Genomic DNA, 26,295 nt, shown 5'->3' on the forward strand with positions numbered 1-26,295 from the left:
TGACTCTCATCTCGCTCGTTGAAGCTCTTCGAAGCAAGGACGGGCGCAGCGACGATGTGGCGATATGTCCCCCTCTCCGTCCCGCTCGAGAGCGCGCCCCCGGCACCAGGCCCCGCGCGCCCTCCGTACTGCATGGGATACGCGACATCGCCCGCCCCGGTTCGCACCGCGCCTGTCACCGAGGAGTCAGAGAGTCAGCCGGGAGCGTGGACGATTGCCCCGGGGTGCCGCTCAGCCGCACGCCTTCCCGGTGCCGCCCGAGCCGGTCTGGACGTTGCGGCGGCCGGCGTTCCACTCCACCGTGACCCTGCCCCAGGCGCAGGTCCTGGGGGCTCGGAGCATGTTGCCCCAGTGACGGCCGTTGTTGCCTGGCTTGAAGTCGTACGCGTCCCTCCTGCGGTCCCCCGTGTACAGGTAGATGGTGCCGCTCACCTTGGAGTCGGTCGTGATCTCGACCCAGTTGGTCTTGCACCGGGGGGACCACCAGAGGTTGATCCGTCCGGCGGCGGAGCGGCCCCGGTGCCTGACGAGCGTGCCGGTCCGCACCACCTGGGCGGAGTTCCAGCAGCCCGACTCGGCCGGGTCCTGGTGGTCGTACGTGTTGGCCTGCGCGTGCGCGGGAGCACCCGCCGACAGGACCGCCGTCATGGCGGCCACGGTGATGGCCACAACTCGAAGCTGCACGTGGAGTCGGCTCCTTACCTCGAACGACAGATGAAGATCGGCGAGGTTCAGGATAACAGAGCGCGTGCTCCAAAATTGCGGACCGGCGGCTAGCGGGGGACGAGGTCGCGGACGCCCGCGCGCATGCCGAGGTAGGCGAGGACGCCGAGGCCCGCGCACATCACCCAGACCGCGCCGCCGACGTACTCGAACAGCGCCGTGCCGACGCTGGGGCCGATGGCCCAGCCCGCTGTCTGGCAGGTGGACAGCGCGCCGATGTAGCGGCTCCGCAAGGCGGGGGTCGGGGCGGCGAGGGCCGGGTACGCGCCGATGGACGGGGCGCTGATGATCTCTCCCAGCGTCCAGACGACGGCTCCGAGGATGAAGACCCACGGGCCGAAGGGCAGGCCGAACAGGCCCAGGCCGACGCCGAGGAGGAGGCAGCCGGCGGCGACGGTGGCGCGCATGGAGAAGCGCTGGATGAGGGTGGTCAGCGGTAGTTCGACGAGGATCACGAGGGCCCCGTTGAGCGCGACGACCGCGCCGTAGAGCGCGGTCGGGTAGCCGCGCTGCTGCACCTCGAGCGGCAGCGTCGACTGGTACTGGACCTCGGCGACCGCCGTGATGAACATCCCGGCGAGGAACAGCAGGAACCGGCGGTCCCGCAGCAGGTCCCGGTAACGGGCGGTATCCGCGGGCACGGCGGCGCCCCCGAGCACGGCGGTGTCCCCGGGCGCGGCGGCGGCCCCGGGCGTGGCGGTGGCCTCGCGGGTGCCGTGGCCGGGCCCGGTCGGGATGACGAGCCATACGACGGCGGCGAAGAGCAGGTCGACGAGGGCGTTGACGACGAAGACCACCTGGTAGGAGTACGCGGCGGCCAGCCACACGCCGAGCAGCGGGCCGACGGCGGCGCCGAGGTTGAGCCCGAACCTGCCGGCGGCCGAGGTCATCACCAGGCGCTGCGGCGGCGTCAGCTCGGCGAGCATCGTCGCCGCGGCCGGGCGGTACATCTGCCCGAACGCGCCGGCCGCGAAGCCGACGACCAGCAACGGGACGATCGCCGTCACGGCCGCGAGTCCCGCGGTGGACAGCCCGCACAGCAGCATCGACCACACGATCACCGCCCGCGCGCCGAACCTCCCTGTCACGCTGCCGCCGACGAACGTGCCGACGATCGACCCCACCCCGAACCCGGTGAGGACGAACCCCGCCTGCGCGGGGCTGTAGCCGATGCCGGTCAGGTACAGGACCAGGAAGAGCGCGACGAAGCTCCCCATCCGGTTCAGCGCGATGCCGAACAGCAGCACAATCGCCGGCCGCGGCAGCTCGCGCAGCGTGCGGATCACTCCGGCGGGAGCCTCGTCGGCGGGTGCCCGCGGCGCTTCGGTCATGCGGGGCTCCACGTGCAGCGCAACGCCGCCAGCGCCTGGTCCAGCGCGGCGGACAACTGTTCGCGGGTGGCCGCGGCGGCGGTGGCGAAGGCGACGCGGCCGTCCATGAGGTCCTTGTGCGGCAGCAGGACGACCTCGCCCGGCCGGACGAGCGGGACGGCCAGGTCCGCCTCCGGCGGCAGGCCGGACTCGTCGAAGGCGATCTCCTCGACGCGGGTCTCGTGCCACGGCGGGTAGGCGAACCTGATCCCCGCGCACAGCGCGCGCGTCCGCGTGAGGTCGGGGACGTCGCCGCACGACACCGCCGCGAGGGCCAGGCCCGGGTCCACGCCGGAGGCGCTGTCGCACAGGTAGGACAGGAGGTCACCGCCGAGCCGGCCGTTGATCTCGATGAGCTTCGGGCCCTCGTCGGTGAGCTTGAGCTCGGTGTGCGTGGCGCCGGTGGCGTACCCGATGGCCTCGTGGACCTGGGCGAGGAAGCGCGTGATCGCGGGGTCGCCGAGCAGCGGGTCGTCGCCGCGCGTCCAGTGGCCGGTCTCCTCGAAGTACGGCGCGTAGCCCATCTCCTTGTGCGAGACGAAGACCGGCAGGACCCGGCCGTCCCGTACGACGGAGTCGACGGCGATCTCCGGCCCGGTCAGGTACTCCTCGATCAGCACGGAACGGTCCGGGAATCGCAGGCCGGCGGCCGGGAGGCGGCGTGCGGAGGCGAAGTGGCCGGCGAGTTCCTCGCCGTCGCGGACCAGCGCGACGGCCTGGCTGGCGACCCCGGCCCTGGGCTTGACGACGACCGGATAGCCGAACTTCTCGGCCACGGCGCGCGCCTCGGCCACGTCGGCGACCAGTTCCGACTGCGGCTGCGGCACGCCGCATGCGGCGAGGGCCGAGCGGGTGGCATGCTTGTCGCGGCAGGCCCGGGCGGCGTCGGGGCCGGGGCCGGGCAGGCCGACGGCCGCCGCGGCGAGCGCGGTGTCGACGACGTGGTCCTCGGCCCACGTCATGACCCCGTCAATGGCCCCACCGATGGCGGCGTCGGCGGCGCGGGAGGTGGCGCCTCGGGCGACGACGTCCCGGACGGCGGCCACGATCCCGTCTGTTGTCATGCCGGGCACGACGCTGACGCCGGACACGTACGGCGCCTCCCACTCGACCGGCCTGCCGATGACGAGGTGGACGTCGTAGCGCTCGCCGATCCGGCGCAGCATGAACTCCCGGTACAGGCGCGGCCCCGTCCCCACGACGACGAGCCGCTTCATGACGGCCGTTCCGCGCCGATGCCGACGAACGCCATGAGCGCCGGTGTCCCGGCGCGGTTGTGCCAGGCGTGCCGGGTCCCCTGCTGGACGACGCAGGCGCCGGGGGTGAGCCGCACCTCGTCGCCGGAGTCGAGTTCGAGCCACAGCTCGCCTTCGAGGCAGATGCCGTAGTCGAGGGTGTCGGTGGTGTGCATCCCCGATGGGTCGCCGGGTTCGAAGACGTCCATCAACCCTGGCAGCCGCTCCTCGACCTCCGCGTCGATCTCGGCCTGGTCCTCGGGCGACGAGGCGGACGGCAGTCCGATGATCGCGGACGCGGGCGGGAAGCGCACGAGCAGCAGCCGCGTCCCGCCGGCTCCGGCGAAGAACGGCAGCGTGACCGGGTCGGCGGCCTTCGGTCCGACGGTCGCGCCGCCGTCGGGGCTGCCCCACAGCAGGTACATCTCCTGGCCGGGCAGCGCGCGGGCCGTGATCGGCGCGACGGGCGCGTCACGTACGATCACCCCCGCGCCGTCCGGGCCGAACCCGGTCACGATCAGGCGTGGATCGATCGCCATCAGGCTCCCCCTTGTCCCCGCAGCAGCTTCAGCGTGTCCTCCTCCGCCGCGCGGAGCTCCGCGCACGCGGCGGCCACGCGGAACGCGTCCACCTGGCCGATCGCCTTGCCGATCATGAGCTGGTTCCTGATGTCCCTGCACCGGCCGACGAGGTCCGCGAGCGCCGGCTCGACGTCCGCGTACGCCGGTTGCCGCGCGACGAACGCCCGCAGGCACGCCCGCGACCCCTCATACACCGAAAAAGCGTCATAAAGGAGGGCGATCGTGCGCGCCGGCGTGATCCACCGCGTCCCCAGCAGGTCCTCGACCCCCTCCAGCAGCGCGTACGTGTCGTCGTACGCCCGGAGCACCTCGGAGAACGCCGCCGCCGACCCGGTCACCGCCGCCGCCGCGTCGTACGGCCCGGCCGGGAACCAGCTCACGTGCCGCAGCTTCCCGTTGTCGTACGCCGCCGCGATGACGTCCTCGGGATAGGCGTACCGGCACAGCACGCTCGCCCGGTTGTCGTCGAGGATCGACCAGTGCCCGTCCGCGTACGAGGTGAGCGTGATCGTGTGCACGACGTGGTCGGTCCGGTACTCGGGGGTGTGCGGCAGGTAGTAGACGTCCACGAACAGGATCACGTAACCGGCGCGCCGGGCCGTGTCGATGACGAGGTCGCGCGCCTGCGCGTAGGTGTCGAACGGGACGTACTCGCGGGCGACCCCGACCCGGGCGAGGGCCGCGGGGTCGAGGAGCCTGCTCTGGAAGTCGTACTTGGGGCGGCCGAGGCGGATGACCTGGTCGGCGATGTCGTCGCCGCCGACCAGGCAGTTGTAGAAGGCCAGCGGCAGGTCGGGAACCCGCTCGGCGAGCATGACCATGGCCTGCCGCTGGTAGCAGTTGAGGAACGACCGGTCGTATAACTGCTGGTCGTAGTCGTAGACGTCGTCCTTCATGCCGTCAGAGCGTCCGGGTCATGAAGGCGCTGTGCGGGTCGGGGCCGTAGCCCGCGAACGGGCCGCAGGGCTCGAAGCCGAACTTCTCGTACAGCTTCCGCGCCCGCTCGAAGTGCTCGGTCGAGCCGGTCTCCAAGCTGAGCCGCTGGAGGCCCATCGCCTTGGCCTCCTCCAGCATGTGGGCGAGGAGCAGGCTCGCGACGCCGTCGCGCCGCCGCTCGGGGGCGGTGCGCATGGACTTGATCTCGCCGTGCCCGTCGTCGATGCGCTTGATCGCGCCGCAGCCGACGAGCTGGTCGCCGTCGTACACCGACCAGAACGTGACCTCGGGGACGCGCAGCCCGTCGAGGTCGAGCGCGTACACGCTCTCGGCGGGGGTGATCGAGTGCATCTCCCGCAGGTGTTCCTCCAGGAACGCGGCGATCTCCGGCCCGCGCAGGTCGTCGACCACGATCTTCATTTACCTTGCCTCCAGTAGTGCGCACGCGAAGAAGCCCGGTGCGGAGGCCTGCGCGAGGTAGAGCGCTCCTCGCTCCGGGCCGGACTTGTCCGTGTAGTCCATCAGGTTGATGAGCCAGTCGGCGTTACCGCAGTGACCGTACCGGGTCATCGGCCCCTGGAAGTGCAGGAGCTCGCGGGCCTGGCCGGCGGCCATCGCGTTGAAGCTCACGATGGGGGCGAACAGGCTCGAGGTGAAGATCTTCGTGACGTCCCCCGGCACCCGGCCCGCCTGGCGGAACGCCTGGTCCAGCGCGGCCCGGGCGACCGCCTGGCGGGAGGCGAACGTGTCCTGCCCGATCATGCCGGAGAAGTCCGCGGCGAGCCCGGTCCCGGCGAGCGTGAGGTCGCCGTGGTCACGGCTGATCAGGCAGCCGGCCACGGCGTCCCCGAAGAGCGCGAAGGACTTCACCCGGTCGCGGTCGTCCGGCGTGAAGTCCAGCGCCACCAGCACGACGTTGCGCGCGTCCGCGCCGAGCAGGCCCCAGCCGTACCGGAGGGCTTCGAGCGAGCTGCAGCACTGCTGGAGCGACACGATCGCCGGAACGCACGCGGTCAGCCCGGCGGCGCGCATGACCTCGACGGCGACGTCCCTGCCGAGCAGGCCGAGCACGGCGTCGGAGGTCGCGAGCACGAGCCGGTCCACCTCCGCCGCGCGGACCCCGTGCGCGCTCAGCACCTTGGCCACGCAGTCCACGAGGTACGGGACGAGCGGCCCGGTCATCTTCCGGTACGTGCCCGTGCCCATCGCGGCGAACGCGGTGTCCGGCGACACCGCGCGCCACAGGTCCTCGAAGCCGGGTATGTGCTCCGGGCGCCCTTCCACGTCGCCGACCACGCACGCGAAGGATCCGATGCCGCCCACTCAGACCTCGGCCGGCGCGCTCGCGTCGATTTCCTCGATCACCGACAGGATGCCGTCGATGTCCTCGAGCATCGGCACCCATTCGGGACGCAGCGCGATCCTCCCGTTCGCCTTCTCCTCGATGTAGCTGTTGACGAGGATGAGGATGTTGAGCGAGCTGATCCCGAGCTCGGCGCGCGACCTGCTCCGCGCGACCTCGTCGTAGGTGAGCTCCGGCGCCATGGGCTGCGTGCCGAGGAAGTCGACGAAGTTCCTCAGCCGCTCGTCGATGTCAGGCATCGGCGGCCACCCGCTTGAACGGGAAACCGTTGAGGTTCTCGGTGTAGATGCGGTTGTAGCCGTACCTGTCCTCGCCGGAGACCAGGACGCAGCCGTGGTAGTCGAGAGCGATCTCGTCGCCGAACTCGACCAGCCGGTCCACGTGCTCGTACACCTTGGTCTGCGGGATCACGTACCTGGAGGCGTAGCCGAGGCGGGTCTGGTCACTGACGTTGGGCAGGGACCCGTGGACGCACTTCTCGACGAACAGGACGAACTGCCCCGGCCCCATCTCCATCTCGACGACGTCCTCCTTCTCCGGGTCCCAGTCGGGGTCGAGCTGGAGCTCGGAGTAGTCGTAGCCGAAGAAGTCGGTCTTGCGCTCCGGGCTCTTGGTGAGCCGCTTGGTCTCGTCGTAGAACCAGCGCTTCTGGCTGCCGCGGATGAAGCGCAGGCAGCCGTTCTCGCGTCTGGCCGGGGAGAAGGCGGTCCAGACGCTGACGTCCTGCAGGACGGCGTCGTCGTCGCGGTCGTACGCGAAGCTCAGCGACGGCGTGGCGGCGGTCGTGGTCTCGCCGACGATGTACTTCTCGACCTGGTGCCAGCCGGTGCCCGCGTCGCCTGGCTGCTTCTGGAAGATGTTGGACTTCCAGCAGATGATGTCCTCGCCCAGGAGCGAGCGGAGCTTGTTGACTATCTCCGGCCGCGAGATGTGCTCGGAGAGCGTGTCGCAGTCGAGGTGCCGGTCGTAGTTGATGACCGTCGAGTTGTGCGGCTTGTTCTTCGACAGCGCCATCTCGATCATCGCCTTGCTCCAGATCTTCTGAGCCTCGTCGGGCTCGTAGAGATCGAAGGGGCCGACGTAGCCGTTGTCCTTGAAGAACTGGACCTGCTCGGCGGTGAGGCCGTCGGTCAACGATGTCATCTGCCTGTGCCCTTCTTGTCGAGGAGCCGTTTCGCGTTCTTCCCCATGAACAGGTCGCGATCGGCCTGGGTCATCTCAGCCGGGAAGGCTCCTTCGGCCGTGAGTCGTTCCACGAAGTTCGTCTGCTTGCCCTGCAGCCGGAAGATCGGCCAGTCGGTGCCGAACAGCACCTTGTGGTTGATGTTGCGGCGGAAGAACCGGTTGAGCCCGGCCACGCCGTCGGGGGCCTCGTAGCCGCTGGCGTCGATGTAGACGTTCGGCCGGTTGTTGCAGAGCATCGCGCACTCGTCGGGGTAGTGGACGCTGCCGTGCGCGAGCACGAAGTCCACGCCGGGGAAGTCGCGCGCGGGCCGGTCCACGTAGATGGGCAGCGCGATCTCGAAGTCGAGCACCGGGGAGGTCGCGCCGATGTGCGACAGCACCGGCAGCCGGTGCTGCGCGCAGATCTCGTAGAACGGGTAGAGCGCCTTGTCGTCGAGGCGGTAGCCGCACGGCGGGTAGAGCTTCATGCCGTCGAAGCCGTACTCGACGATGGCCCGCTCGAACAGCGCGATCCCGTCGGCCCCCCAGCGCGGGTCGACGCCGATCAGGACGCGGAAGCGGCCGGGATGCCGGTCCACCACCGTCTTGTGGTGGTCGATGATCTCCTCGATGGAGTGCGTGCCGTCCTTCAGCGCGTACGTGAAATCCGGCAGCAGCAGCACGGCCTCGTCGATCCCCGCGTCCTCCATCTCCTTCACGAGCTGGTCGCACAGCGGGTCCTGGAGGGTCGCGTCGTGCATGCGGCGCAGCCGCTCCTTCGTCGCGGGCAGGCCGCGCGCCTGCATGGCCGCGGCCATGTTGTCGATGACCCCGTCGCGGAACGACGGCGGGAAGCACATCTCGGCCGCGACGTGGCAGTGGAAGTCGATGATCGTCATGAGCCCGCTCCCTGGCAGATGCCGACGATGTCGTGCACGTACTCGGCCTCGATGAACTCCCCCATGTGGCTCATGGCGTCGATGCCGGTCTGCTCCTCCAGGACGAACACGATGCTCATGAGCCCGATCGAGTCGACGCCGAGGTCGTTCCTGAGGCTCATGGACGGCGCCACGTCCCTGCCGGGCAGGACGCTGGCGATGATCTGGCAGAGCGCCTCCTCGGTCACCTGTCGCCACTCCCCCAGACGGCGCGGGCGACCGCGCCACGGTCGATCTTGAAGTTCCGGGTCAGCAGACCGCTCTCCACGGTGAGCTCCTCCGCCGGGCGGACGAGAGTCGTCGCGATGCGATGCGACGGCTCGCGGCCCGCGTTCATCCGCTTGATGTACGCCTCGATTTCGGCCGCCCTGGCCGTGTCCTCGATGTCCTCGATCCAGACGACGCAGGCGAGCAGCGCGGCGCCGTCCGGCAGGGCCACCATGGCGCGGACGCCGGGAAGGGCGCGTTCGAGGTCGGCTTCCAGCTCGGCCGGGTTGATCTTCACCCCGCTCCGGGTGATGATCACGTTCTTCTTGCGGCCGGTGAGCCGCAGGAAGCCGTCCTCGATGACCCCCAGGTCGCCGGTGGCGATCCGGCCGTCGGGCAGGAAGACCGCGTCCTGTGTCTCGACGCCTTCGTACACGTACCCGACGACCTGCGGCCGTTCGGCGCGCACGACGACTTCGCCGTCGTCGCCGAGTTCGACGGTGATGCCGTCCACGGGCCGTCCCGCCGTGCCGATCCTGGCCAGGCCCGGCACGTTCATGGCGATCCAGCCGATCTCGGTGCTGCCGTAGAGCTCGTAGAGCGGCGCGCCGAGCTCCTGGAACAGGGTGACCATGGCCGGCGGCACCGGCGCGGACCCGGTGTACATGAGCCGCACCCGCGAGCCGTACATCGACAGCCACCCGCGGCCCCGCTCCATGCGCTCGGCCGGGTCGGCGGCCATGACCCGGTGGTGGAGCAGCTCGAAGAAGGAGGGCGGGCCGAGGATGATCGTGGGCTCCACGGTCTTGAAAGCCTGGAACATGATCTCCGGCGGGACGACGGTGGCCGCGCAGCCCGTCCAGATCGCGAGGTAGGTGAGGTAGCGCTGCTGGAAGTTCGAGTACGGCATCACGATCGCGATGTCGTCGTCCGGCGTGACCCGCCACGCGCGGGCCGACAGCTCGACGGTGTTGGCGATGCCGTCGTCGGTGAGCAGCAGGCCCTTCTGCGTGCCCGCGGTCCCCGAGGAGAACGCGATCGTGCGCACGCCGGGCGGCAGCTCCGGAGCGTCGGCGTGCCGTACGGGATCGAGCTTGACCGGCCGGTCGGAGAGGCTCGCGGTGGCGGCGGGCAGGCCGGCCTCGCCGGGGAGTGCCCGGGTCACCAGCAGCGCGGCCAGCCGGTACCGGTCGACGAGCGCGCCGATCTCCGCCGCATCGTGCCGGTTCTCCGCGGGGATGGCGACGGGGACGCAGCCGAGAGCGAGCAGCGCGAGGTCGGCGAGGATCCACTCGTAGCAGTTGGGGCCGAGCACGCCGACGAGGTCGCCCGCGCCGAGGCCGCTGTCACGCAGCTCGGCCATGAGCAGGCGGGCGTCGTCGTGGATCTCGGCGTACGTCTTGACCAGCGTGCTCCCGTCGCGCGCCAGGAAGCGCATGCGCTGCCCGGGGTGCTCGGCGAGCCTGGCCACCAGGGAGTCAACGAACATGGATGTGTTCCTGGACGTACTCGACGGACTGCATGGGCCTGCGGCGTAACTCCTCGACCAGCGGCTCGAGGGGCCCGAGGTCGGCCGGCCCGTACGCGGCGTGGAAGGCGAGCGAGGGCCCGGGGTCGGGCAGCAGCAGGGTCTCGGCGAGGACGCGGGCCAGCGACCGCAGCCCGGCGAGGACCACGTCCGGCTCACCGATGAGCACGGGGCCGTCGAGCGCGAGCGCGCCGAGTTTCGCGAGGTAGGACAGCTGGAGGAACATGCCGTCGCTGTCGGGGAACGTGCCGAGCCCGCGGTCCACGTAGCGCAGGCACTCGGCCAGGTAGTAGGAGATGACGTCGGCCTGGTCCAGCCCGAGCGGCCCGGCCCACACCTCGGCCAGGACGAGGATGCCGAACACGTCGGCGGCCGTTTCCTGCAGCACCCCCACGACCCACCGGTCGGCCGTCCACAGCGGGGTGAAGTCCGTGGCGGGCCGGTGCACGAAGTGCCCGAACTCGTGGCTGAGCACCCCGAGCGTCGGGATCCCCGCGAACCGCTCGGCCGCCGGGTCGAACCCGTTCCCCACCCGCGCGTACCGGGCGGAGAGCGGCCCGGACACCGTGTCGAGGACGGCCCGGTGGGTGTTGCGGAAGTAGTAGGTCTTCTTGTACGGCGACTGGTCGACCCCTTCGTCCTCCGGCAGGAAGTACGCGATGTGCTTGGGGTGCAGGTTGCCCTCCCCGGCCATGAAGAACAGCCGGGTCGCGCCGAACGCCGGCAGGTCGCCGAGCCGCAGGTCCGCCATGAGCGCGCGCAGGTACGGCTCGACCTGGTGCCGCTCGGCGAGCGCGGCGGCCACGTACTCCTGCCCCACGTCGTCGCGGCGGCAGGCGAACGCCGTGGGCAGCCCGCCGGGGTCCTTGCCCGACCAGGTGCCGAGATGGCCCGCGACGAGCGTCACGTCCTCGCGCAGCTCCGCGAGCTCGCACAGGGCCTCGGCCGGGTAGCCGTGCTCGACGGCGTCGGCGCGCAGCGCGAGCGCGCGCCGGTCGGCGTCGCCGGGCAGGTGCTTGGCGATGTCGCGCATGGCGGAGGCGACCAGCGCCGGGGCGTGGAAGCGCCGCCTTTCCCGCGCGTCCTCGGGCGGCCCCGCCGTCTCCTTGACCCGCTGCCAGTCGGCCTCGACGGCCGCCCTCAGCGCGGCCAGCCCGGCGAGGAAGCCGCCGCCGAGGTCCGGGGTCTCGGCCGCGAGGTCGAGGCACGCCAGCTGGTATCCGGCGGACGGCGGCCAGAAGGCGCTGCGCCAGTCACGGTAGGTCCCGGCGGCGGCCAGATTGCGTACGTAGTCGAACCTCATGCGTTCTCCAGGGAGTCGGCGATAACGAGCGCTGCGCCTTTTTCGCCGATCATCATGCTCGCGGCGTTCGTGTTGCCTGAGACCATGGTCGGCATCACCGAGGCGTCGATCACGCGTAGCCCGGACAGACCGTGGACGCGCAGCCGGTGGTCGACGACCGCCATCGGGTCGGCGCCCATCCGGCACGTCCCCACCGGGTGGTAGGACGTGTCGCCGTTCTCGCGCGCGTAGGCGACCAGCTCGTCGTCGGTCCGGACGTCCTTGCCCGGGATCAGCTCGAACTCGCGGTACGCGTCGAGCGCGGGGTCCTCGACGACGCGGCGCGCGATGCGCATCCCGGCGACCAGCCGCGCGCGGTCGGCCTCGGCGGCGAGGAAGCGCGGCCGGATCGCGGGCGGGGCCGTCGGGTCGGCGGAGCGGATGTGGATGGACCCGGCCGACTCGGGCCGCAGCGGATAGACGCCGACGGTCATGCCGGGAGCGGTGTCCAGCCGCCGGGTCGCTCCCGCGCCGTAGCTGGCCGGGGCGAAGTGGAACTGGATGTCCGGCCGCGGCTCGGCGCCGGACGAGCGGACGAACCCGTGGCCGAGCGCGATGGGCAGGCTGAGCAGCCCCCGGCGGCGTGTCACGTACGTCACGACCTCGCGGGCCAGGCGCAGGCCGCGCGAGCGCTCGTTGAACGTGATGGGCCGGCGGACCCGCCAGCGCAGCCGGGTCGCGTAGTGATCGCGGAAGTTCTCGCCGACGCCGGGTAGATGGTGCACGACCGGCACCCCGGCCGCGCGGAGCACGTCGGCGGAGCCGATCCCCGACAGTTCGAGCAGCTGCGGCGACTGGACGGCCCCCGCGCTGACGATCACCTCGCGCCCGCAGCCGGCCCGCCGCGCCCGGCCCTGGTGGCGGAAGCTGACGCCGACGCAGCGCGTGCCCTCGAACCGCAGCCCGGTGACATGCGCGTCGGTGAGCACCATCAGGTTGGGCCGCCGCAGCGCGCGGCGGAGATACGTGCCCGCGACCGACGAGCGGCGGCCCCGGTCGTGGTTGACCTGGTAGTAGCCGAAGCCCTCCTGGTCGCCGGAGTTGTAGTCGGGGTTCTCCCGGTATCCGGCTTTCTGCGCGGCCACCAGGAACGCGTCACACAGCTCGTCACGCTCGCGCGGCAGGCCGACGCTGATCAGCCCGTCGCTGCCCCGGCTCGGCCCGCCGATCCCCGTGCTCTCCAGGCTCCTGAAGTACGGCAGCACACCGGCCCACGACCAGCCCGGGTTGCCGAGCCGCTCCCACTCGTCGTAGTCCTCGCGCTGGCCGCGGACGAAGATCATGCCGTTGATCTGGTTGGACCCGCCGAGCAGGCGCCCGCGGGGGATGCGCAGGGTCCGGCCGCCGATCGTCGGGTCGGCGTCGGTCTCGAAGCACCAGTCGTAGCGGGGGTTGCCCATGAGTATGGTCTCCGCGGCCGGGATCGACAGCAGCGGGCTGCGCCGCCGCGACCCCGACTCCAGCAGGAGCACCCGCGTGCCGGGGTCCTCGGACAACCGCGACGCGAGCACGCAGCCCGCCGCGCCCGCTCCCACGATGATGTAGTCCGCCCGCATCTAACCGGCCGCCGCGAGGGTCGTCCGGTGCATCAGGCGCCGGTGGTTGACGTGGTCATAGGGGGTGGCCCGGTGCATGGCGCTGCGGTTGTCCCACAGGACGATGTCGCCGGCCTGCCAGCGGTGGCGGTAGGTGAAACGCGGCATCGTGGCGAACTCCTGCAGGAACGTGATGAGCGGCCGGCTCTCGTCCTCGGGCATGCCCTCGATCCGCCACGGCACGTTGCCGCCGACGTACAGGGCCTTGCGGCCGCTCACGTCGTGCACCTTCACGATCGGGTGCGCGACGTCGGCCCACTCCTCGCGTTCCTTAGCGGTGGGCGGCGGCCGGTCCGGATAGTTGTAGGGCCGGGACTGGACCCGGCTGATGATGACCCTGAGATCGGCGATCCGGTCCTTGACCTGGTCCGGGAGCGCGTCGTAGGCGGCGTACATGTTGCCGTACCACGTGTCCCCGCCGACCGGCGGCACCTCGCGGGCGTACAGCATCGACCCCGCCGGCGGGGCGGGCAGGTACGCGCCGTCGCTGTGCCAGACCCGGCCGCTGTACGCCGAGCCGATCGGCTTGCCGTCGCGGGTCAGATTCGACAGGACGAGGATCTCGGGATGGTCGTCGGCGTTGAACTGGGACCGGGTGTAAGTGACCACCTCACCGAACCTGCGACTGAACTCCACCTGTTCGGCCGGGGTCATTTTCTGACCCCTGATCAGCAAAATGGTGGTGTCGATCCAGGCGCGATAGATGCGCTCGAAATCATGGTCCGAAATATAACCGGTGACATCGATCCCACGGACTTCAGTGCCAATACCCGCCGTGATGGGAATCAACTCAAGCACGGCGGGAGCATACGGTGCGGTCACCGCGCGACGCAAGGACGCGGGAAACTTTCATTTTCCGTAATCGGCCCGGCGGGCGACCCCGATAAGTGCCGCGACAAAAACCGCGCACCGGCACCGACCAGCGAGTTTACATGTTACAAACTTCTCACACCCAACGAATCGGCATGCCCCGGCCTTTGCGCAGGCCGGAATTGGACACGGCCCTTTGCCCGCCGTCGGCCGCGTGTTACGCTCCTGCCGCTCGTCCGACGACCGGAAACTCAACGGCGAGAATTCCGCCCCGCCGGCGCGGCTTTGACACCGGTCAACCCAGGGAGGGAAAGGGTGCCGCAATCCAGACCGGAGCTGGCGCGCATTCACGACTATTACTGCCTGCCTCGCTCCGTCGGCTCCGCCTCGCAGAGCATCTACGACATTTGGGAGAGCGGTGGCGCCTTCAACGACTCCATCACCCCCTCGACCTACGTCCCCGAATACCGCGCGCACGTCGTCCTCAAGATCCTCATGCTGACCCCGCCCGGGGCGGCGGTGCTCTCGCTCGGCTGCGGCAACGGCTTCGTCGAAGGCGACCTCGCCGACCACGACCGTGACGTGCGCGCCATCGACTGCAACGCCGAAGCCGTCGAGCTGACCAGGAAGAAGGGGGTCGACGCCCGCACCGTCGACTTCTTCGACCTGCGTCCGGACGACGCCGCCGACGTCTCGGCCGTCTACGCCGACGGCCTGCTCGGCCACCTCTTCGACGCGGCCGGGGAACTCGCCCCCGCCCTCGGCAAGCTGCGCGACCTTAACCTGCGGCCGGGGACGCACCTGGTCCTGTCGAACGACGCGCCGCGCGACGGCAAGGCCGACTTCGCGCCGCACGAGCACGTGGACGGATTCTGGTTCATCGCGAAGGACTATCTGCACAAGAGCCTGATTTCTTTCGGGTTCGAGCCGGTGGAAAGCTACTATTTCCCGTACCTGCGGCCGGTGAGCGGAATACGCAACCGCACGATCTGCGTCGCGCTCGTGCCCTGATGATCGGATCCCGCCTTGCCAATGTCGGCTGAATTCGCCGAGCGCCTGCTGCCGCGGCTCCCCGATCTCGTCGCGGATTACGGCACGCCATTCCACATCTACGACGCGCGCGGCATCGTGGCCACCCACGAGGCCATGGTGCGCGCATTCGGTGACCCCTCGTACCGGCAATATTTCGCCGTGAAGGCGTTGCCGAACCTGAATGTCCTGGCGTTGCTGCGCGCCGCCGGAAGTGGTTTCGACTGTTCGTCCCCGGTGGAAGTGCGCCTCGCCGAGACGGCCGGCGCGCAGGCCGGCGACATCGTCTTCACCGCCAACAACACCGCGCTGTCCGAATATCGCGCGGCCCGCGCCGCGGGAGCGTTGATAACGTTCGACGACAGGTCTTTCGCGGAAAAGGTCGACGAACTTCCCGAGACCGTCGCCTTCCGCATCTCCCCCACCGGTCTGGCCGCCGGCTGCGCGCTCATGGGCGACGCGGCGCACAGCAAGTTCGGCGTGCCCGTGCGCGAGCTCGCCGACGCGTACGCGGACGCCGTCGCCCGTGGCGCGCGACGGTTCGGCATCCACGGCATGACCTGTGCCAACGAGCTCGACACCGGCCGCGCCGCGCGGGCGGCCGCCGACGTCATCCGGCACGGCGCGCGGGTCGCCGAGGCCGTCGGGATCGAGCTCGAGTACGTGAACGTCGGCGGCGGGCTCGGCATCCCCTACCACGAGGACGACAAACCCATCGACTTCACCGCGTACGCGCAGGAGATCCTCGCCGCCCGCGAGGAGTTCTTCGGCCCCGGCGGGCCGCGCATCCTCACCGAGATCGGCCGGTACGTCACCGGCCCGCACGGCGTCCTGGTCACCCGCGTCATCAACCGCTGCCGCAAGGGCCACGAGATCGTCGGCCTGGACGCCTCGATGTCGTCCCTGATGCGGCCCGCCATGTACGGCGCGTACCACCACATCTCCCTCCCCTATGCCGAGGGCAGGGAGATCGGCAGGTTCGACGTCGTCGGCGCGCTCTGCGAGAACCTGGACAAGTTCGCCGTCGACCGCGAGCTGCCCGAGCCCCGCGACGGCGACATCGCGCTCATCCACGACACCGGCGCCCACGGCCACGCCATGGGCTTCACCTACAACGGCCGCCTGCGTCCCGCCGAGCTGATGCTCACCGACGGCGGCGACGTGGTGGAGATCCGGCGTGCCGAAACCTACGACGACTACATCGCGACCGTCCGCTGGGGAGTGTGACCTTGAACAGGAGCTTGGTCGAGAGCGCCTTCGAGCGGCGGGGGTCGTTGTCCGAGGAGGAGCTGGCGGCCCTCGCGCCGCACGTCGCCGCCGGACTCGCGGCCCTGGACCGCGGAGAGCTGCGCGCGGCACGGCCGCAGGGGCCGGAGTGGGTGGTCGACACCTTCGTGAAGAAGCTCATTCTGCTGTCGTTCCTGATCGGCACGAACGAGGTCGGGTCCGGCGGCCCGCGGCGGCCGAAGAGCTTCGACAAGATCGCGCTCAAGTTCGAGACCTGGGACGACGCCGCCTTCCGCGACGCGCGCCTGCGCGTGGTCCCCGGCGGGGTCGTCCGCCACGGCGCGTACGTGGCGCCCGGGGTCGTGCTGATGCCGTGCTTCGTCAACGTCGGCGCCCACATCGGCCCGGGCACGATGATCGACACGTGGGCGACCGTCGGCTCCTGCGCGCAGATCGGCGCTCGCTGCCACATCTCCGGCGGAGCCGGCATCGGCGGCGTGCTCGAACCCCTCGGCGAGCAGCCGGTCATCGTCGAGGACGACGTCTTCGTCGGCGCCCGCTCGGAGATCGCCGAGGGCGTGGTCGTACGGCGGGGCGCCGTGATCGGCATGGGGGTCTTCCTCGGGAGATCCACCCCCATCGTCGACCGCGCCACGGGGAAGGTCACGTACGGCGAGGTGCCCGAGAACGCGGTCGTCGTCCCGGGCTCCCGCATCGACGCCAACAATCCCGATATATCGGTGTATGCGGCGATCATCGTCAAGCACGCCGACGACCGCACCCGCGGCAAGACGGCCCTGAACGACCTCGTCCGCGACTGAGCCCCCTTCATCGATGCCATCATCGACCCCATCATCGACCCCATCAACGACCCCATCAACGACTTCGACGCCGAGCGCCTTCGACCGGCTGCGCGCGCTCCTGGCGGGGATCCCCGCTCCCGCCGGCGTCACCCCGATCCCCCTCCATCTCGGCGAGGCCCGCCTCGTCACGCCGCCGGTGGACGGCCGGCTCCTGGGTGACGTGACCGGCTGGACGCGATATCCCCCGCTCGGCGGCACGCCCGAACTCCGCGCCGCCTACACGGGCTGGCTCGAACGCCGCTTCGGCGCCCGCGTCGGCGCCGCCGTACGGGAGGGATCGCTCGCGATCGAGCCGTCCCCCGGCACGAAACAGGCCGTCGCGGCCGCCATCGCCCTCGCCGCCGGCCGCTCGGCGGCTCCGGGGGTCGTCCTGCCCAATCCGTTCTATCCCACGTACCACGCGGCGGTGCGGGCGACGGGCGGCCGGGCGATCTTCTACGGCCACGCGTCGGAGGTCGCCGCCGCCGTGGCCGCCCAGCGGGACGTCGCGGCGGTCGTCGTCTGCTCACCGGGCAATCCGCGCGGCGAGACGCATGCCCCCGGCACGCTGCGCGCGATCAGCGCGGCGGCGCGGGCGGCCGGTGCGCTGCTCATCGTCGACGAGTGCTACATCGACCTCGTCCACGGCGCGTCCACCGGCAGCTTCCTGACGGCCGGCACGGTGAGCGAAGCGGGACGCTTCCTGGTGCTCCACAGCCTGTCCAAGCGGTCCGGGATGCCGGGCCTGCGGTCCGGGTTCGTGATCGGGGATCCGGGGAGCGTGGCGGCGTACGCGAACCACAACCGCACCTGCGGTGTCTCGCTCGCGGCGCCGGTGTGCGCGGTGGCGGCGCGGTTGTGGGCGGATGACGCGCACGTCGCGCGCCTGCGGTCGGCCGTGAGCGCGAACTGGGACGTCGCGGACGAACTGCTCGGCGAGCTCGCCGGTTACCGGCGGGCCGAGGCGGGATTCTTCCTCTGGTTCCCCGTGCCGGACGACGAGGAGGCGGCGCGCCGGCTGTGGCGCGCGGAGGCGGTGACGGCGATGCCGGGGCGCTACCTCGGCGCGGCCACCGGCCGCGGGAGCAACCCCGGCGCCGGTTACCTGCGCATCGCGCTCGTCCACGCGCCGGAACGCACCCGCGAGGCGCTGACCCGCCTGCGGCGGGTGCTCGTGGAGCTGGGACCCACTACTACCGCAAGGGAGCTGACCAGATGAGCGGCGGTCTCGTCGGATGGATCGACCTCGAACGTGACCTCACGGACCGAGCGGACGTCGTGCGTGCCATGACGGACACGATGTGCGATCGCGGGCCTGACGGAGGCGCGGTCCACATCACCCGGCACGCGGCGCTGGGCCATCGCCGCCGCACGGCCCCGGGCGTCGGCGAAGGCCGTCAACCGGCGCTGTTCGCCACGCGCTGCAGCCCCTCGCCGGACGAGGGGACCGTCGTGCTCGTGTACGACGGCGCGATATACAACCTGGCCGCTGTCCGCCGGTCCCTCGGCCTGCCCCCCGTGGCCACCGACATCGATGTGCTGCTCCACGCCTATCTGACGCACGGCGCGGACTTCGCCGGCCGTCTCGTCGGCGCGTTCGCGATGGCGATCTGGGACGGGCGGGACCGGCGGCTGCTGCTGGCGCGGGATCACCTGGGGCTGAAGCCGCTCTACTACCACCCCTATCCGGGCGGGATCCTGTTCGCCTCGCTCCCGCGGGGGATCATGGCGAATCCGCTGTTCACACCGCGTCTCGACCGGTCGCTGATGACGATCGCGCTGCAGCCGCGCCTCACGCTCGCCGGTGAGACGCCCCTCGTCGGCCTGCATGAGGTCAAACCCGCGCACGTCATCACGTACACGCCCGATCACGGGCCGGTTTCGCGGGCGTACTGGCGGCTGGCGAGCGAGCCGCACGAGCACACGCCCGCCGAGACCGCCGAGCGCGTGCGGGAGCTGCTCCATGACGCCGTGGCGGGCCAGCTGCCCGCGTCGGGGCCGTGCGGCGCGATGCTGTCCGGCGGCGTGGACTCGACGTCGGTGGCGGCGCTGGCGGCGCGGCTGCTGCCGCACGCGCTCGACACGTACTGCGTCGAGTTCGACAGCGACAAGGCGCACTTCGCGCCGACCGAGCTGCGCCCGGACGTGGACGCGCCGTACGCCGCGGCGGCGGCCGAGCACATGGGGAGCAGGCACACCACGCTCACGGCGACGATGGCGGACCTGCTCGACGTGATCCCGGCGACGCGCCGCGCGCGTGACCTGCCCGGGTGGGGGCAGTTCGACGCGTCGATGTACCTGCTGTTCCGGCGGATGCGGCAGGACACGACGGTGGCGCTGTCCGGCGAGGCGGCCGACGAGTTCTTCGGCGGGTATCCGTACCTTTTCAAGCCCGAACTGATCCGGCGCGACACCTTCCCGTGGCTCGGGGACGGGCCGAAACTCGCCGACTTCCTCGTGCCGGAGCTCGCGCGGGACGGTGACGAGAAGGCGCGCTACGCGCAACTCCTCGGCGAGGTGCCGCGCCTGCCGGGTGAGGCGGGGCCGGACGCGCGCATGCGGGAGGTGCTGTATCTCGGGATGGCGGGGCCGCTCGCCGTCGTGCTCGACCGCAAGGAGCGGATGAGCGCGGCGCAGGGGCTGCAGGTGCGGCTGCCGTTCTGCGACCACCGGCTCGTCCAGTACGTGTGGAACGTCCCCTGGTCGATGAAGTGCGCGGGCGGGTTGAAGAGCCTGCTCAAGGACGCGATGGCCGGCCTCCTCCCGCCGGCGACGCTGACCCGGCAGAAGAGCGCGTACCCGCACGTCCAGAACCCGGCTCACGATCAGGCGCTCGTGCGCGAGGCGACGTGGATCGTGAACGCGAGCGAGTCGCCGCTGCGCGCCATGTTCGACGCGCCGCGACTCAACGACCTGCTGAAACGGATCGGCGCCAACGAGCTGCGCGCGCAGCTGCCGGGCGGGGCGAGCGCCGCGCAGCTGCTCGTCCAGCTCGTCGAGCTGAACGCGTGGGTGCGTGAATATCGCGTGTCCGTATCCTGAGGGCCCACAGGGTCACCCGCCAGAGCGCCTCGACGAGGACGCCGGCGCTCATTTTGCTCGCCCCGCTCGTACGGTCGACGAAGGTGATCGGCACCTCCGCCACCGCGCATCCGTGACGTACGGCCCGCAGCGTGAGATCCACCTGGAAGCAGTAACCCCGCGACTCCACGCCGTCCAGGAGGATCTTCTCGAGCGCGGCGGCCCGGTAGACGCGGAACCCGCCGGTGGCGTCGGCGACAGGGAGCCGGAGCGCCGCCCGAACATACCGGTTCGCCAGCCGTGACAGCAGCTCCCGCCTGCGCGGCCAGTTCGCCACGCGGCCGCCGGGCACCCAGCGCGAGCCGATGACGAGGTCGGCCCGCTCGGCCGCGTCCAGCAGGGCGGGGAGCCGCTCGGGCGGGTGCGAGCCGTCGGCGTCGATCTCCACCAGCGCGTCGAACCCCCGGGCGAGCCCCCAGCGGAAGCCCGCCAGGTACGCGGCGCCCAGCCCTTCCTTGCGCTCCCGGTGCAGGACGTGCACGCGGTCGAGCTCGGCCGCGAGCCTGTCCGCGACCAGGCCCGTCCCGTCGGGGCTGTTGTCGTCGACGACGAGCACGTGGGCGGCGGGTACGGCCGCGCGGATCCTGCCGACGATGCCGGGAAGGGTGTCTCGTTCGTTGTAGGTCGGCGTGATGACCAGGACGGTGCTCATGATCGCTCCTCAGCTCGCGTGCCGGAAGTCTGGCCAGGCGGTCTGCCACGGGGTCCGCGGTCCTGAGCAGACCGTGACGGGCAGGCCCAGCTCCTCGTTCTCGACGCCGGTGCCGTGGTCGATGGCCCCGGCGGATTCGCAGCGCGCGAAGCGCAGCCGCAGCTGCTCCGGCGGCAGCCCCACGGCGACCACCGTCTGCGCCGTTTCCGGCGGTGGCCCCTGGTACCACAGCTCGTTGTGGCCGCTGTAGACGGGAATGTCGGGCGCGAACCGGTCCAGCGCGCCGGCCTCGCCGTAGTTCGCGGTGAGCACGACCGTTCCGGACGGCAGCGTTCGGTACACCCCGGCCACCTGGGCGGCGAAGCGCGGCCAGCCCACCGACTCCCTGGACACCTCGTTGGGCGAGGCGCTGAGCGCCGGCAGCGGGAGCAGCGGCAGCGCCACGACGATCCCGATGACCGAGGTGCCGAGCAGTCCCCACCACACCAGTCGACGGCGGGCGGCCCGGCTCTCCGTCCACGCGGCGGCGGGCACGCAGCCGGCCACGAAGGCGAAGATCAGGCTGCCCGCGACGTAGTCCGCCCGTCCTCCCGACGCCAGGCCGAGCAGGATCGTCACCAGGGACGCGATGGCCAGGGGCCGGGTCTCCGGCCGCCCGCGCAGCCAGAGCCACCCGACGACGGCGATCGCGAAGGCTCCGATGCTGAGCAGCGCCACCAGCATGGGCACGAACATGATCCGGTTCTCGGGTTCGCTGAGCGTGGCGGCCATGGTGAGCTGGGGCCAGCCGTGGGTGGCCTGGTAGAGAAGGTTCGGGGCGGCGATGACGGCCGCCAGGAGCGCCCCGGACCAGAACCACCTGTCGGCGAAGACGGCACGCGGCCCCTTCACCGCCATGCCGACGGTGATGAGCAGGCCGGTGGCCAGTCCCGTGATCAGCAGGACGATGAGGTGCTTGTTGAACGTGGCGGCTCCCGCGACGGCGCCGGCCGCCACCCACCATCGCCCGTCGCCACGCAGCAGGGCCCGCAGCACGCACAGGATGCACGCTGTCCAGAACACGAAGTCGGCCGACTGGGTGAGCAGGGTGTGCCCGGCGACCAGGGGGAACATCCCGGTGCCGAGGCCGGCGGCGGCGAGCGTCTGCGCGTTCGCGCGCCCGCCGAGCTCCCGCGTGATGGCGGCGCCCAGGAGGATGAGCAGTCCCGCGCACAGCGCGGGGACGACCCGCAGGCCGACGATGGTGTCCCCGAACAGCGTCGTGGACAGCCGCGCGAGGAGCGGGGTCAGCGGCGGCTGGTCGAAGTACCCCCAGGCGGGGGTCTGGCCGAGCAGGCGGAAGTAGAGCTCGTCGCGGTGGTAGCCGTACCACGGGCTCAGCGCCAGCAAGCTGACCACGGCGACGCCCGCGATGGGACCGACGGTCCGCCAGGCGATCGCCGGGAGCGAGGGAGCGGTGTTCCGAAGATGGGGGGCTTGAAGAAGCATGCCTCCACGGTTTCCGATGGCCCGCCGTCTGTCGTCTGGCCGGGAGCAGAACCTGGGGTCAGACCCCAGGCATAGGCGGCGCCTCCCCGGGACGGACCACGCCGTGGTCGAACGCGAAGACGACCGCCGCCGCCCGGTCGCGCACCGCCAGCTTCGTGAAGATCCGGCCGACGTGGGTCTTGATCGTGCCCTCGCCGATCACCAGCCGGCGGGCGATCTCGGCGTTCGTGAGCCCCCGGCCGATGAGCTTGAGCACGTCGAGCTCGCGGGCGGTGAGGTCGGCGAGCCGCCGTACCGCGTCGGGGTCGGTCACCGGATCCGCGCGGTAACGCCGCAGGACCCGCCCGCAGACGGCGGGATCCAGCCAGCCGTCGCCGGCCGCCACCGCGCGTACGGCACGCTGGATGTCCTCGGCCGGGGCGTCCTTGAGGCAGAATCCCGACGCGCCCGCCCGCAGAGCCGCCGCGAGAACGTTGTCCTCGCCGAACGTGGTCAGCACCAGGATGCGGGAGGCCGGATCCGCGGCCAGCAGCGCACGCGTGGCTTCGACCCCGTCCATCCGCGGCATGCGAATGTCCATGACCACGGCATCGGGCCGGACCCGCGCGACCTCCGCCAGCGCGGCCTGGCCGTCGGCCGCCTCGCCGACCACGTCGAACCCGTACGGCTGGCGCAGGATCGTCCGCAGTCCTGCCCTGGCGAGCTCCTGGTCGTCGACGAGCACCACCGAGATCATGCCGGCAGCTCCGTCCGCACGACCCACCGGTCGTTCTCGACGCCGGCGGTGACGTGGCCGCCGACCATGCGCACCCTGTCGGCCATCGCGCGAAGTCCCATGCCGCCATTGTGCCGAGGCGGGCTGCCGGGCATGGAATTGGTGACGGTGGCCCGGACCGTGCCGTCCTCCGAGACGCGCAGCCGTACCTCGACGGAAGCGTGCGGAGCGTGGCGGCTCGCGTTGGCCAGCGCCTCCTGCATCAGCCGGTAGAGCACCATCCCGGTCGTCGGGCTCACCGCCGCCAGCTCGCCGTCGACGCGGGACTCGAGCTCCAGACCCGCCGTCCGGTACTCCTCGAAGAGCTCGGGAAGCCGGGGCGCGGTGGGCTGGGGGGCGACCACGGCCGGGTCGGAGCCTTCTTCCGCGAGAACGCGGACCACCTTCCGCAGCTCCGCCATGCTCTGCCGGGCAAGGCGCTCGGCCTCGGCGATCCCCGCCGCCGCTTCCCCGGGATCGTGTTCGAGCGCCAGCCGGGCACCTCCCAGATGCAGCACGGTCACGGCGAGCGTGTGCGCGACGATGTCGTGCAGATCGGCGGCCAGCCGCTGCCGCTCGGCCAGGGCGGCGGCAGCGGTGGCGGCACTCTCCGCGCGGTGCAGCCGCTCCCCCACCTCGATGCGGTAACGCGCGGCCCAGCCGCTCCAGAAGACGAGCGTCACGGCGGCCAGCCAGTTGGGCCACCCGGGGTCCGGCGTGGTGAACGCCGCCACGACCACCACGGAGAGCGCGGCGAGCCACATGACGATGCCCGGCCAGAGCCGCAGGTTCAACGCGACGAAGGCGATGTAGATGACCAGGACGAACCAGCCGATGCTGTTGACCGCGAGCCCGGTGAGCGCCGCTATGGCCGCGGGGGCGAGGAGAGCGGCCGCCTCGGCGAGCCGGTCCGACGCCGTACGGACGATGACGAGGCAGAGGACGATGAGGGCGCCCCCTCCGGCGAACGGCCACACGCAGCCGCAGCCACGCATGACCGTCTGCGCCCACGACAGCCCGACCAGCAGCATCAGCAGCCCGAGGCCGGCCCGTAACAGCCAGCGGGGAGTCACCACCACCCGCTCATCGTAGGAACCGCCGGTTTTGCCCGCATCCACCCGGAGGGGTACCCGCCATCTGCCCACGGTCAGAGGGCGGTCAAAGGCGTTCGAGCTCTTCGGCGCGGCGCAGGTCCTTGGGGCGGCCCAGGGCTCGGCGCATCCGGATGAGGTCGTCCCGGCGCAGGTAGAGCACCCGCAGACCGTCCGTGTCGACGGCGGTCAGTGCCCGGTCGAGCAAGGGGCGCACCGGCAGCGCTCCCCACGGCAGGGCGGGCGTGCAGCAGTCGCCGCTCACCTGGGGGGAGTCGAACTGCACCTTGGGACGCAGGAGCGCCTGCGGGCCGGGCGGGACGGGGCGATGGTCGTCGTCCAGCAGCGTGCAGCCGGCGGCGGCGAAGGCGCGCGCCAGGGCGCCGGCGTGCTCCGGGGCGCCGTCCCACAACAGGTCGAGGTCCCCGGTCAGTTCGGTCGAGCCGTGCAGGATCCCGGCGACCTGGCCGATCACCACGGCTCGGGCTCCGGCCGCGTCCAGGGCCCGCAGCAGCGGGAAGGGGTCGAAGCGCTGCGCGCTGTCGGTGGCGAGGGAGCCGGCGACGGGATCGGCGTCGTCGTGGGTACGGCCGGTGGCGGGGCGGCCGCGGGTCAGCGCCCTGGTGCGGTCGACGGCGTGGTGCAGCAGCTCCAGTGGTCCACGGTTCACCGCTTCATCCAACACCACGCGCACGACGGGCCCGACCGGCCCTGCCGATCCGACGTGGCGGCACCCGCATTCCCCGGTATCTTGGGTTGAAATAAAGGCTTAAGGGGGGATCTGGATGCCGCCGTCCTCGCGCCCGCTGCGGAAGCTGGGCTTCTTGACGATCGGGCTGTTCGACGAGGCCGACCCGCGGCGGGGCCACGAGTCGACGCTCGAGATCATCGAGCTGGGCGAGCGGCTGGGGTTCGACAGCGCGTGGGTGCGCCACCGCCACCTGCAGTACGGCATCTCCTCCCCGGTCGCCGTCCTGGCAGCGGCCTCCCAGCGCACCAGCCGCATCGAACTGGGCACCGCGGTCATCCCCTTGGGCTGGGAGAATCCGCTGCGGCTCGCCGAAGACCTGGCCACGGTGGACATCCTGTCCGGGGGCCGCCTCAATCCGGGCGTCAGCGTCGGCCCGCCGTTCCACTACGACCGGATCAAGGACGCCCTCTATCCCGGCACGGCCGAGGCCGAGGACTTCAGCCACGAACGCGTGCGGCGGCTGCTGGACTTCGTCCGCGGCGAGCCGGCCACCGACTTCCACGGGACCGAGGGCTTCGAGGTCTTCTCCGACCGCGTCCAGCCGCACTCCCCCGGGCTCGGCGGCCGCATGTGGTACGGCGGCGGGAGCCTGCGCTCGGCCCGGTGGGCGGGCGAGCACGCCATGAACTTCCTGACCAGCAGCGTCGTGAAGGCGGAGGAGTCGGAGGATTTCGCCGAGATCCAGCTCTCCCACGTACGGGAGTTCCGCGCGCACCACCCCGACGGCGACCGCGCCCGGGTCTCCCAGGGCCTGGTCGTCATCCCCACGGACTCGGCCTCCTCCGACCAGCGGGCCAGGTACAAGGAGTACGCCGACAAGCGCACGCCCCGGACCGCCACGCCCCAGGGACCGGCACGGATGATGTTCGCGCCCGACCTCGTCGGCGGCTCCGCCGAGATCGCCGAACGGCTCCACGACCATGCCGCCTTCCGGGAGATCGACGAGGTCGCGTTCGCGCTGCCGTTCACCTTCGACCACGAGGACTACGTGCAGATCCTCACCGACATCGCCACCAAGCTGGGCCCCGAGCTCGGCTGGCGGCCCCGGCCCTAGAGGGCCGCCGGGACGCCGGCGCGGGTCCGGACCACCGTTCCGCTGACCGGCTGCGGGTTGCGGATCAGGTTGAGTATGGGGCACACCCGCTCGACCTCGGCGTGCAGGTTCGCCAGTTCCTCGTCCGAGGCGGGCGAGTCGATCAGCACCTCGTAGGTGAAGTTGTGCGGGTACACGGGAATGTCGCCGTCGCCCGGCTGCTGGGCTCTGGGGTCGTATTCGGCCTGTACGTCCACTTCCAGCGCGTCGATGGGCACCGCCAGCTCGGCCGCCTTGATCAGGAAGATGTGCGTGACGCAGCTGCCCAGAACGCCGGCCTGCAGTTCGGGCGAGGTGGGCCCAAGGTCGTAGCCGGCGAAGTCGGGACCGCTGTCGCTGATGATCTGGAAGTCCCTGATCCTGATGCGCCGGATCCCGCTGCGGCCTTCGGCGGTGACGTGGGCTCGCAGCGGCACCGGCCCGGCGGCGGGTGCCTCCCGGCGGGCCAGCAGGGCGGCGCGTTTGTGTGACAGATACTCGCGTAGGGTGCTCATG

At 71.3% G+C, this 26,295-nt stretch carries 26 protein-coding genes and 1 pseudogene; 6 read left to right on the forward strand and 21 right to left on the reverse strand.

The annotated features are described in order from the left end of the window. Nucleotides 1-231 precede the first annotated feature (231 nt). The 15 genes from HD596_RS48555 to HD596_RS48625 all read right to left on the reverse strand — a co-directional run bounded on the left by HD596_RS48555 (nucleotide 232) and on the right by HD596_RS48625 (nucleotide 13,804). Nucleotides 232-684, reverse strand: coding sequence for a hypothetical protein (locus HD596_RS48555; RefSeq protein ID WP_185076097.1), 453 nt, complete (start codon nucleotides 682-684; stop codon nucleotides 232-234). A gap of 89 nt (nucleotides 685-773) precedes the next feature. Next, nucleotides 774-2,054 (reverse strand): MFS transporter, encoded by a 1,281-nt coding sequence (locus HD596_RS48560; protein WP_185076098.1) that lies wholly within the window; start codon nucleotides 2,052-2,054, stop codon nucleotides 774-776. After that, entirely contained in the window at nucleotides 2,051-3,310 is a 1,260-nt protein-coding gene (locus HD596_RS48565) for an ATP-grasp domain-containing protein (protein ID WP_185076099.1), read from the reverse strand. Before HD596_RS48565 ends, HD596_RS48560 begins: the two co-directional genes overlap by 4 nt. After that, the gene (locus tag HD596_RS48570; protein ID WP_185076100.1) at nucleotides 3,307-3,867 is read right to left on the reverse strand and encodes a cupin domain-containing protein; all 561 of its coding nucleotides are present in this window, start codon (nucleotides 3,865-3,867) and stop codon (nucleotides 3,307-3,309) included. Before HD596_RS48570 ends, HD596_RS48565 begins: the two co-directional genes overlap by 4 nt. Further along, a complete protein-coding gene (locus HD596_RS48575) occupies nucleotides 3,867-4,805 on the reverse strand; it encodes a hypothetical protein (RefSeq protein ID WP_185076101.1) in 939 nt (312 codons plus the stop codon). Before HD596_RS48575 ends, HD596_RS48570 begins: the two co-directional genes overlap by 1 nt. A gap of 4 nt (nucleotides 4,806-4,809) precedes the next feature. After that, nucleotides 4,810-5,265: a GNAT family N-acetyltransferase gene (locus tag HD596_RS48580; RefSeq protein WP_185076102.1), complete on the reverse strand. Its 456-nt coding sequence runs from the start codon at nucleotides 5,263-5,265 to the stop codon at nucleotides 4,810-4,812. Then, complete coding sequence (locus tag HD596_RS48585; RefSeq protein WP_185076103.1) at nucleotides 5,266-6,141, reverse strand: beta-ketoacyl-[acyl-carrier-protein] synthase family protein; 876 nt, start codon at nucleotides 6,139-6,141, stop codon at nucleotides 5,266-5,268. Between the two features lie 27 nt (nucleotides 6,142-6,168). Continuing rightward, nucleotides 6,169-6,447, reverse strand: coding sequence for a hypothetical protein (locus HD596_RS48590; protein ID WP_185076104.1), 279 nt, complete (start codon nucleotides 6,445-6,447; stop codon nucleotides 6,169-6,171). Beyond that, a complete protein-coding gene (locus HD596_RS48595; protein WP_185076105.1) occupies nucleotides 6,440-7,351 on the reverse strand; it encodes a chlorinating enzyme in 912 nt (303 codons plus the stop codon). The genes HD596_RS48590 and HD596_RS48595 overlap by 8 nt, the downstream gene beginning before the upstream one ends. Further along, nucleotides 7,348-8,271 carry an amidohydrolase family protein gene (locus tag HD596_RS48600; protein WP_185076106.1) on the reverse strand — a complete coding sequence of 308 codons (924 nt, stop codon included), beginning with the start codon at nucleotides 8,269-8,271 and terminating at the stop codon, nucleotides 7,348-7,350. The genes HD596_RS48595 and HD596_RS48600 overlap by 4 nt, the downstream gene beginning before the upstream one ends. Continuing rightward, the gene (locus HD596_RS48605; protein WP_185076107.1) at nucleotides 8,268-8,498 is read right to left on the reverse strand and encodes an acyl carrier protein; all 231 of its coding nucleotides are present in this window, start codon (nucleotides 8,496-8,498) and stop codon (nucleotides 8,268-8,270) included. The genes HD596_RS48600 and HD596_RS48605 overlap by 4 nt, the downstream gene beginning before the upstream one ends. Then, a complete protein-coding gene (locus tag HD596_RS48610) occupies nucleotides 8,495-10,006 on the reverse strand; it encodes an AMP-binding protein (protein ID WP_185076108.1) in 1,512 nt (503 codons plus the stop codon). Before HD596_RS48610 ends, HD596_RS48605 begins: the two co-directional genes overlap by 4 nt. Further along, nucleotides 9,996-11,348 (reverse strand): DUF8614 domain-containing protein, encoded by a 1,353-nt coding sequence (locus HD596_RS48615; protein ID WP_185076109.1) that lies wholly within the window; start codon nucleotides 11,346-11,348, stop codon nucleotides 9,996-9,998. The genes HD596_RS48610 and HD596_RS48615 overlap by 11 nt, the downstream gene beginning before the upstream one ends. Continuing rightward, entirely contained in the window at nucleotides 11,345-12,943 is a 1,599-nt protein-coding gene (locus HD596_RS48620) for a GMC family oxidoreductase (RefSeq protein ID WP_185076110.1), read from the reverse strand. Before HD596_RS48620 ends, HD596_RS48615 begins: the two co-directional genes overlap by 4 nt. Beyond that, nucleotides 12,944-13,804, reverse strand: coding sequence for a TauD/TfdA dioxygenase family protein (locus tag HD596_RS48625; protein WP_313046461.1), 861 nt, complete (start codon nucleotides 13,802-13,804; stop codon nucleotides 12,944-12,946). Between the two features lie 303 nt (nucleotides 13,805-14,107). Between HD596_RS48625 and HD596_RS48630 the strand changes: the two genes are divergently transcribed. The 5 genes and pseudogenes from HD596_RS48630 to asnB form a co-directional block, all read left to right on the forward strand. Next, the gene (locus tag HD596_RS48630) at nucleotides 14,108-14,803 is read left to right on the forward strand and encodes a class I SAM-dependent methyltransferase (protein ID WP_185076112.1); all 696 of its coding nucleotides are present in this window, start codon (nucleotides 14,108-14,110) and stop codon (nucleotides 14,801-14,803) included. Between the two features lie 21 nt (nucleotides 14,804-14,824). Continuing rightward, nucleotides 14,825-16,048, forward strand: coding sequence for a diaminopimelate decarboxylase (locus HD596_RS48635; protein WP_221519935.1), 1,224 nt, complete (start codon nucleotides 14,825-14,827; stop codon nucleotides 16,046-16,048). A gap of 2 nt (nucleotides 16,049-16,050) precedes the next feature. After that, a complete protein-coding gene (locus tag HD596_RS48640; protein ID WP_221519936.1) occupies nucleotides 16,051-16,869 on the forward strand; it encodes a 2,3,4,5-tetrahydropyridine-2,6-dicarboxylate N-succinyltransferase in 819 nt (272 codons plus the stop codon). Nucleotides 16,870-16,882: 13 nt separating this feature from the next. Beyond that, a complete protein-coding gene (locus HD596_RS48645; RefSeq protein ID WP_185076114.1) occupies nucleotides 16,883-18,109 on the forward strand; it encodes an aminotransferase class I/II-fold pyridoxal phosphate-dependent enzyme in 1,227 nt (408 codons plus the stop codon). Next, nucleotides 18,106-19,848, forward strand: a pseudogene (gene asnB / locus HD596_RS62995) (asparagine synthase (glutamine-hydrolyzing)); the annotation flags it as partial. The gene HD596_RS48645 and the pseudogene asnB, both read left to right, overlap by 4 nt. On the opposite strand, the gene HD596_RS48655 reads toward asnB, so the two are convergent. The 5 genes from HD596_RS48655 to HD596_RS48675 form a co-directional block, all read right to left on the reverse strand. Beyond that, nucleotides 19,796-20,623, reverse strand: coding sequence for a polyprenol monophosphomannose synthase (locus HD596_RS48655; protein WP_221519937.1), 828 nt, complete (start codon nucleotides 20,621-20,623; stop codon nucleotides 19,796-19,798). The pseudogene asnB and the gene HD596_RS48655 overlap by 53 nt on opposite strands. Before the next feature lie 9 nt (nucleotides 20,624-20,632). Further along, complete coding sequence (locus HD596_RS48660) at nucleotides 20,633-22,111, reverse strand: ArnT family glycosyltransferase (protein WP_185076116.1); 1,479 nt, start codon at nucleotides 22,109-22,111, stop codon at nucleotides 20,633-20,635. A gap of 58 nt (nucleotides 22,112-22,169) precedes the next feature. Further along, on the reverse strand, nucleotides 22,170-22,847 hold the full coding sequence (locus HD596_RS48665) for a response regulator (RefSeq protein WP_185076117.1): 678 nt from the start codon (nucleotides 22,845-22,847) through the stop codon (nucleotides 22,170-22,172). Continuing rightward, nucleotides 22,844-23,944: a sensor histidine kinase gene (locus HD596_RS48670; protein WP_185076118.1), complete on the reverse strand. Its 1,101-nt coding sequence runs from the start codon at nucleotides 23,942-23,944 to the stop codon at nucleotides 22,844-22,846. Before HD596_RS48670 ends, HD596_RS48665 begins: the two co-directional genes overlap by 4 nt. Before the next feature lie 79 nt (nucleotides 23,945-24,023). Further along, nucleotides 24,024-24,626, reverse strand: coding sequence for a hypothetical protein (locus HD596_RS48675; RefSeq protein ID WP_185076119.1), 603 nt, complete (start codon nucleotides 24,624-24,626; stop codon nucleotides 24,024-24,026). A 115-nt stretch (nucleotides 24,627-24,741) separates the two neighbouring features. On the opposite strand from HD596_RS48675, the gene HD596_RS48680 reads away from it, so the two are divergent. Then, nucleotides 24,742-25,761: an LLM class flavin-dependent oxidoreductase gene (locus HD596_RS48680; RefSeq protein ID WP_185076120.1), complete on the forward strand. Its 1,020-nt coding sequence runs from the start codon at nucleotides 24,742-24,744 to the stop codon at nucleotides 25,759-25,761. Here the strand turns inward: HD596_RS48680 and HD596_RS48685 are convergent. Continuing rightward, nucleotides 25,758-26,294 (reverse strand): OsmC family protein, encoded by a 537-nt coding sequence (locus HD596_RS48685; protein ID WP_185076121.1) that lies wholly within the window; start codon nucleotides 26,292-26,294, stop codon nucleotides 25,758-25,760. The two genes, HD596_RS48680 and HD596_RS48685, sit on opposite strands and share 4 nt — an antisense overlap. Nucleotide 26,295: the final 1 nt, after the last annotated feature.

Source organism: Nonomuraea jabiensis (genome assembly GCF_014204795.1).
Classification (GTDB): Bacteria; Actinomycetota; Actinomycetes; order Streptosporangiales; family Streptosporangiaceae; genus Nonomuraea; species Nonomuraea jabiensis.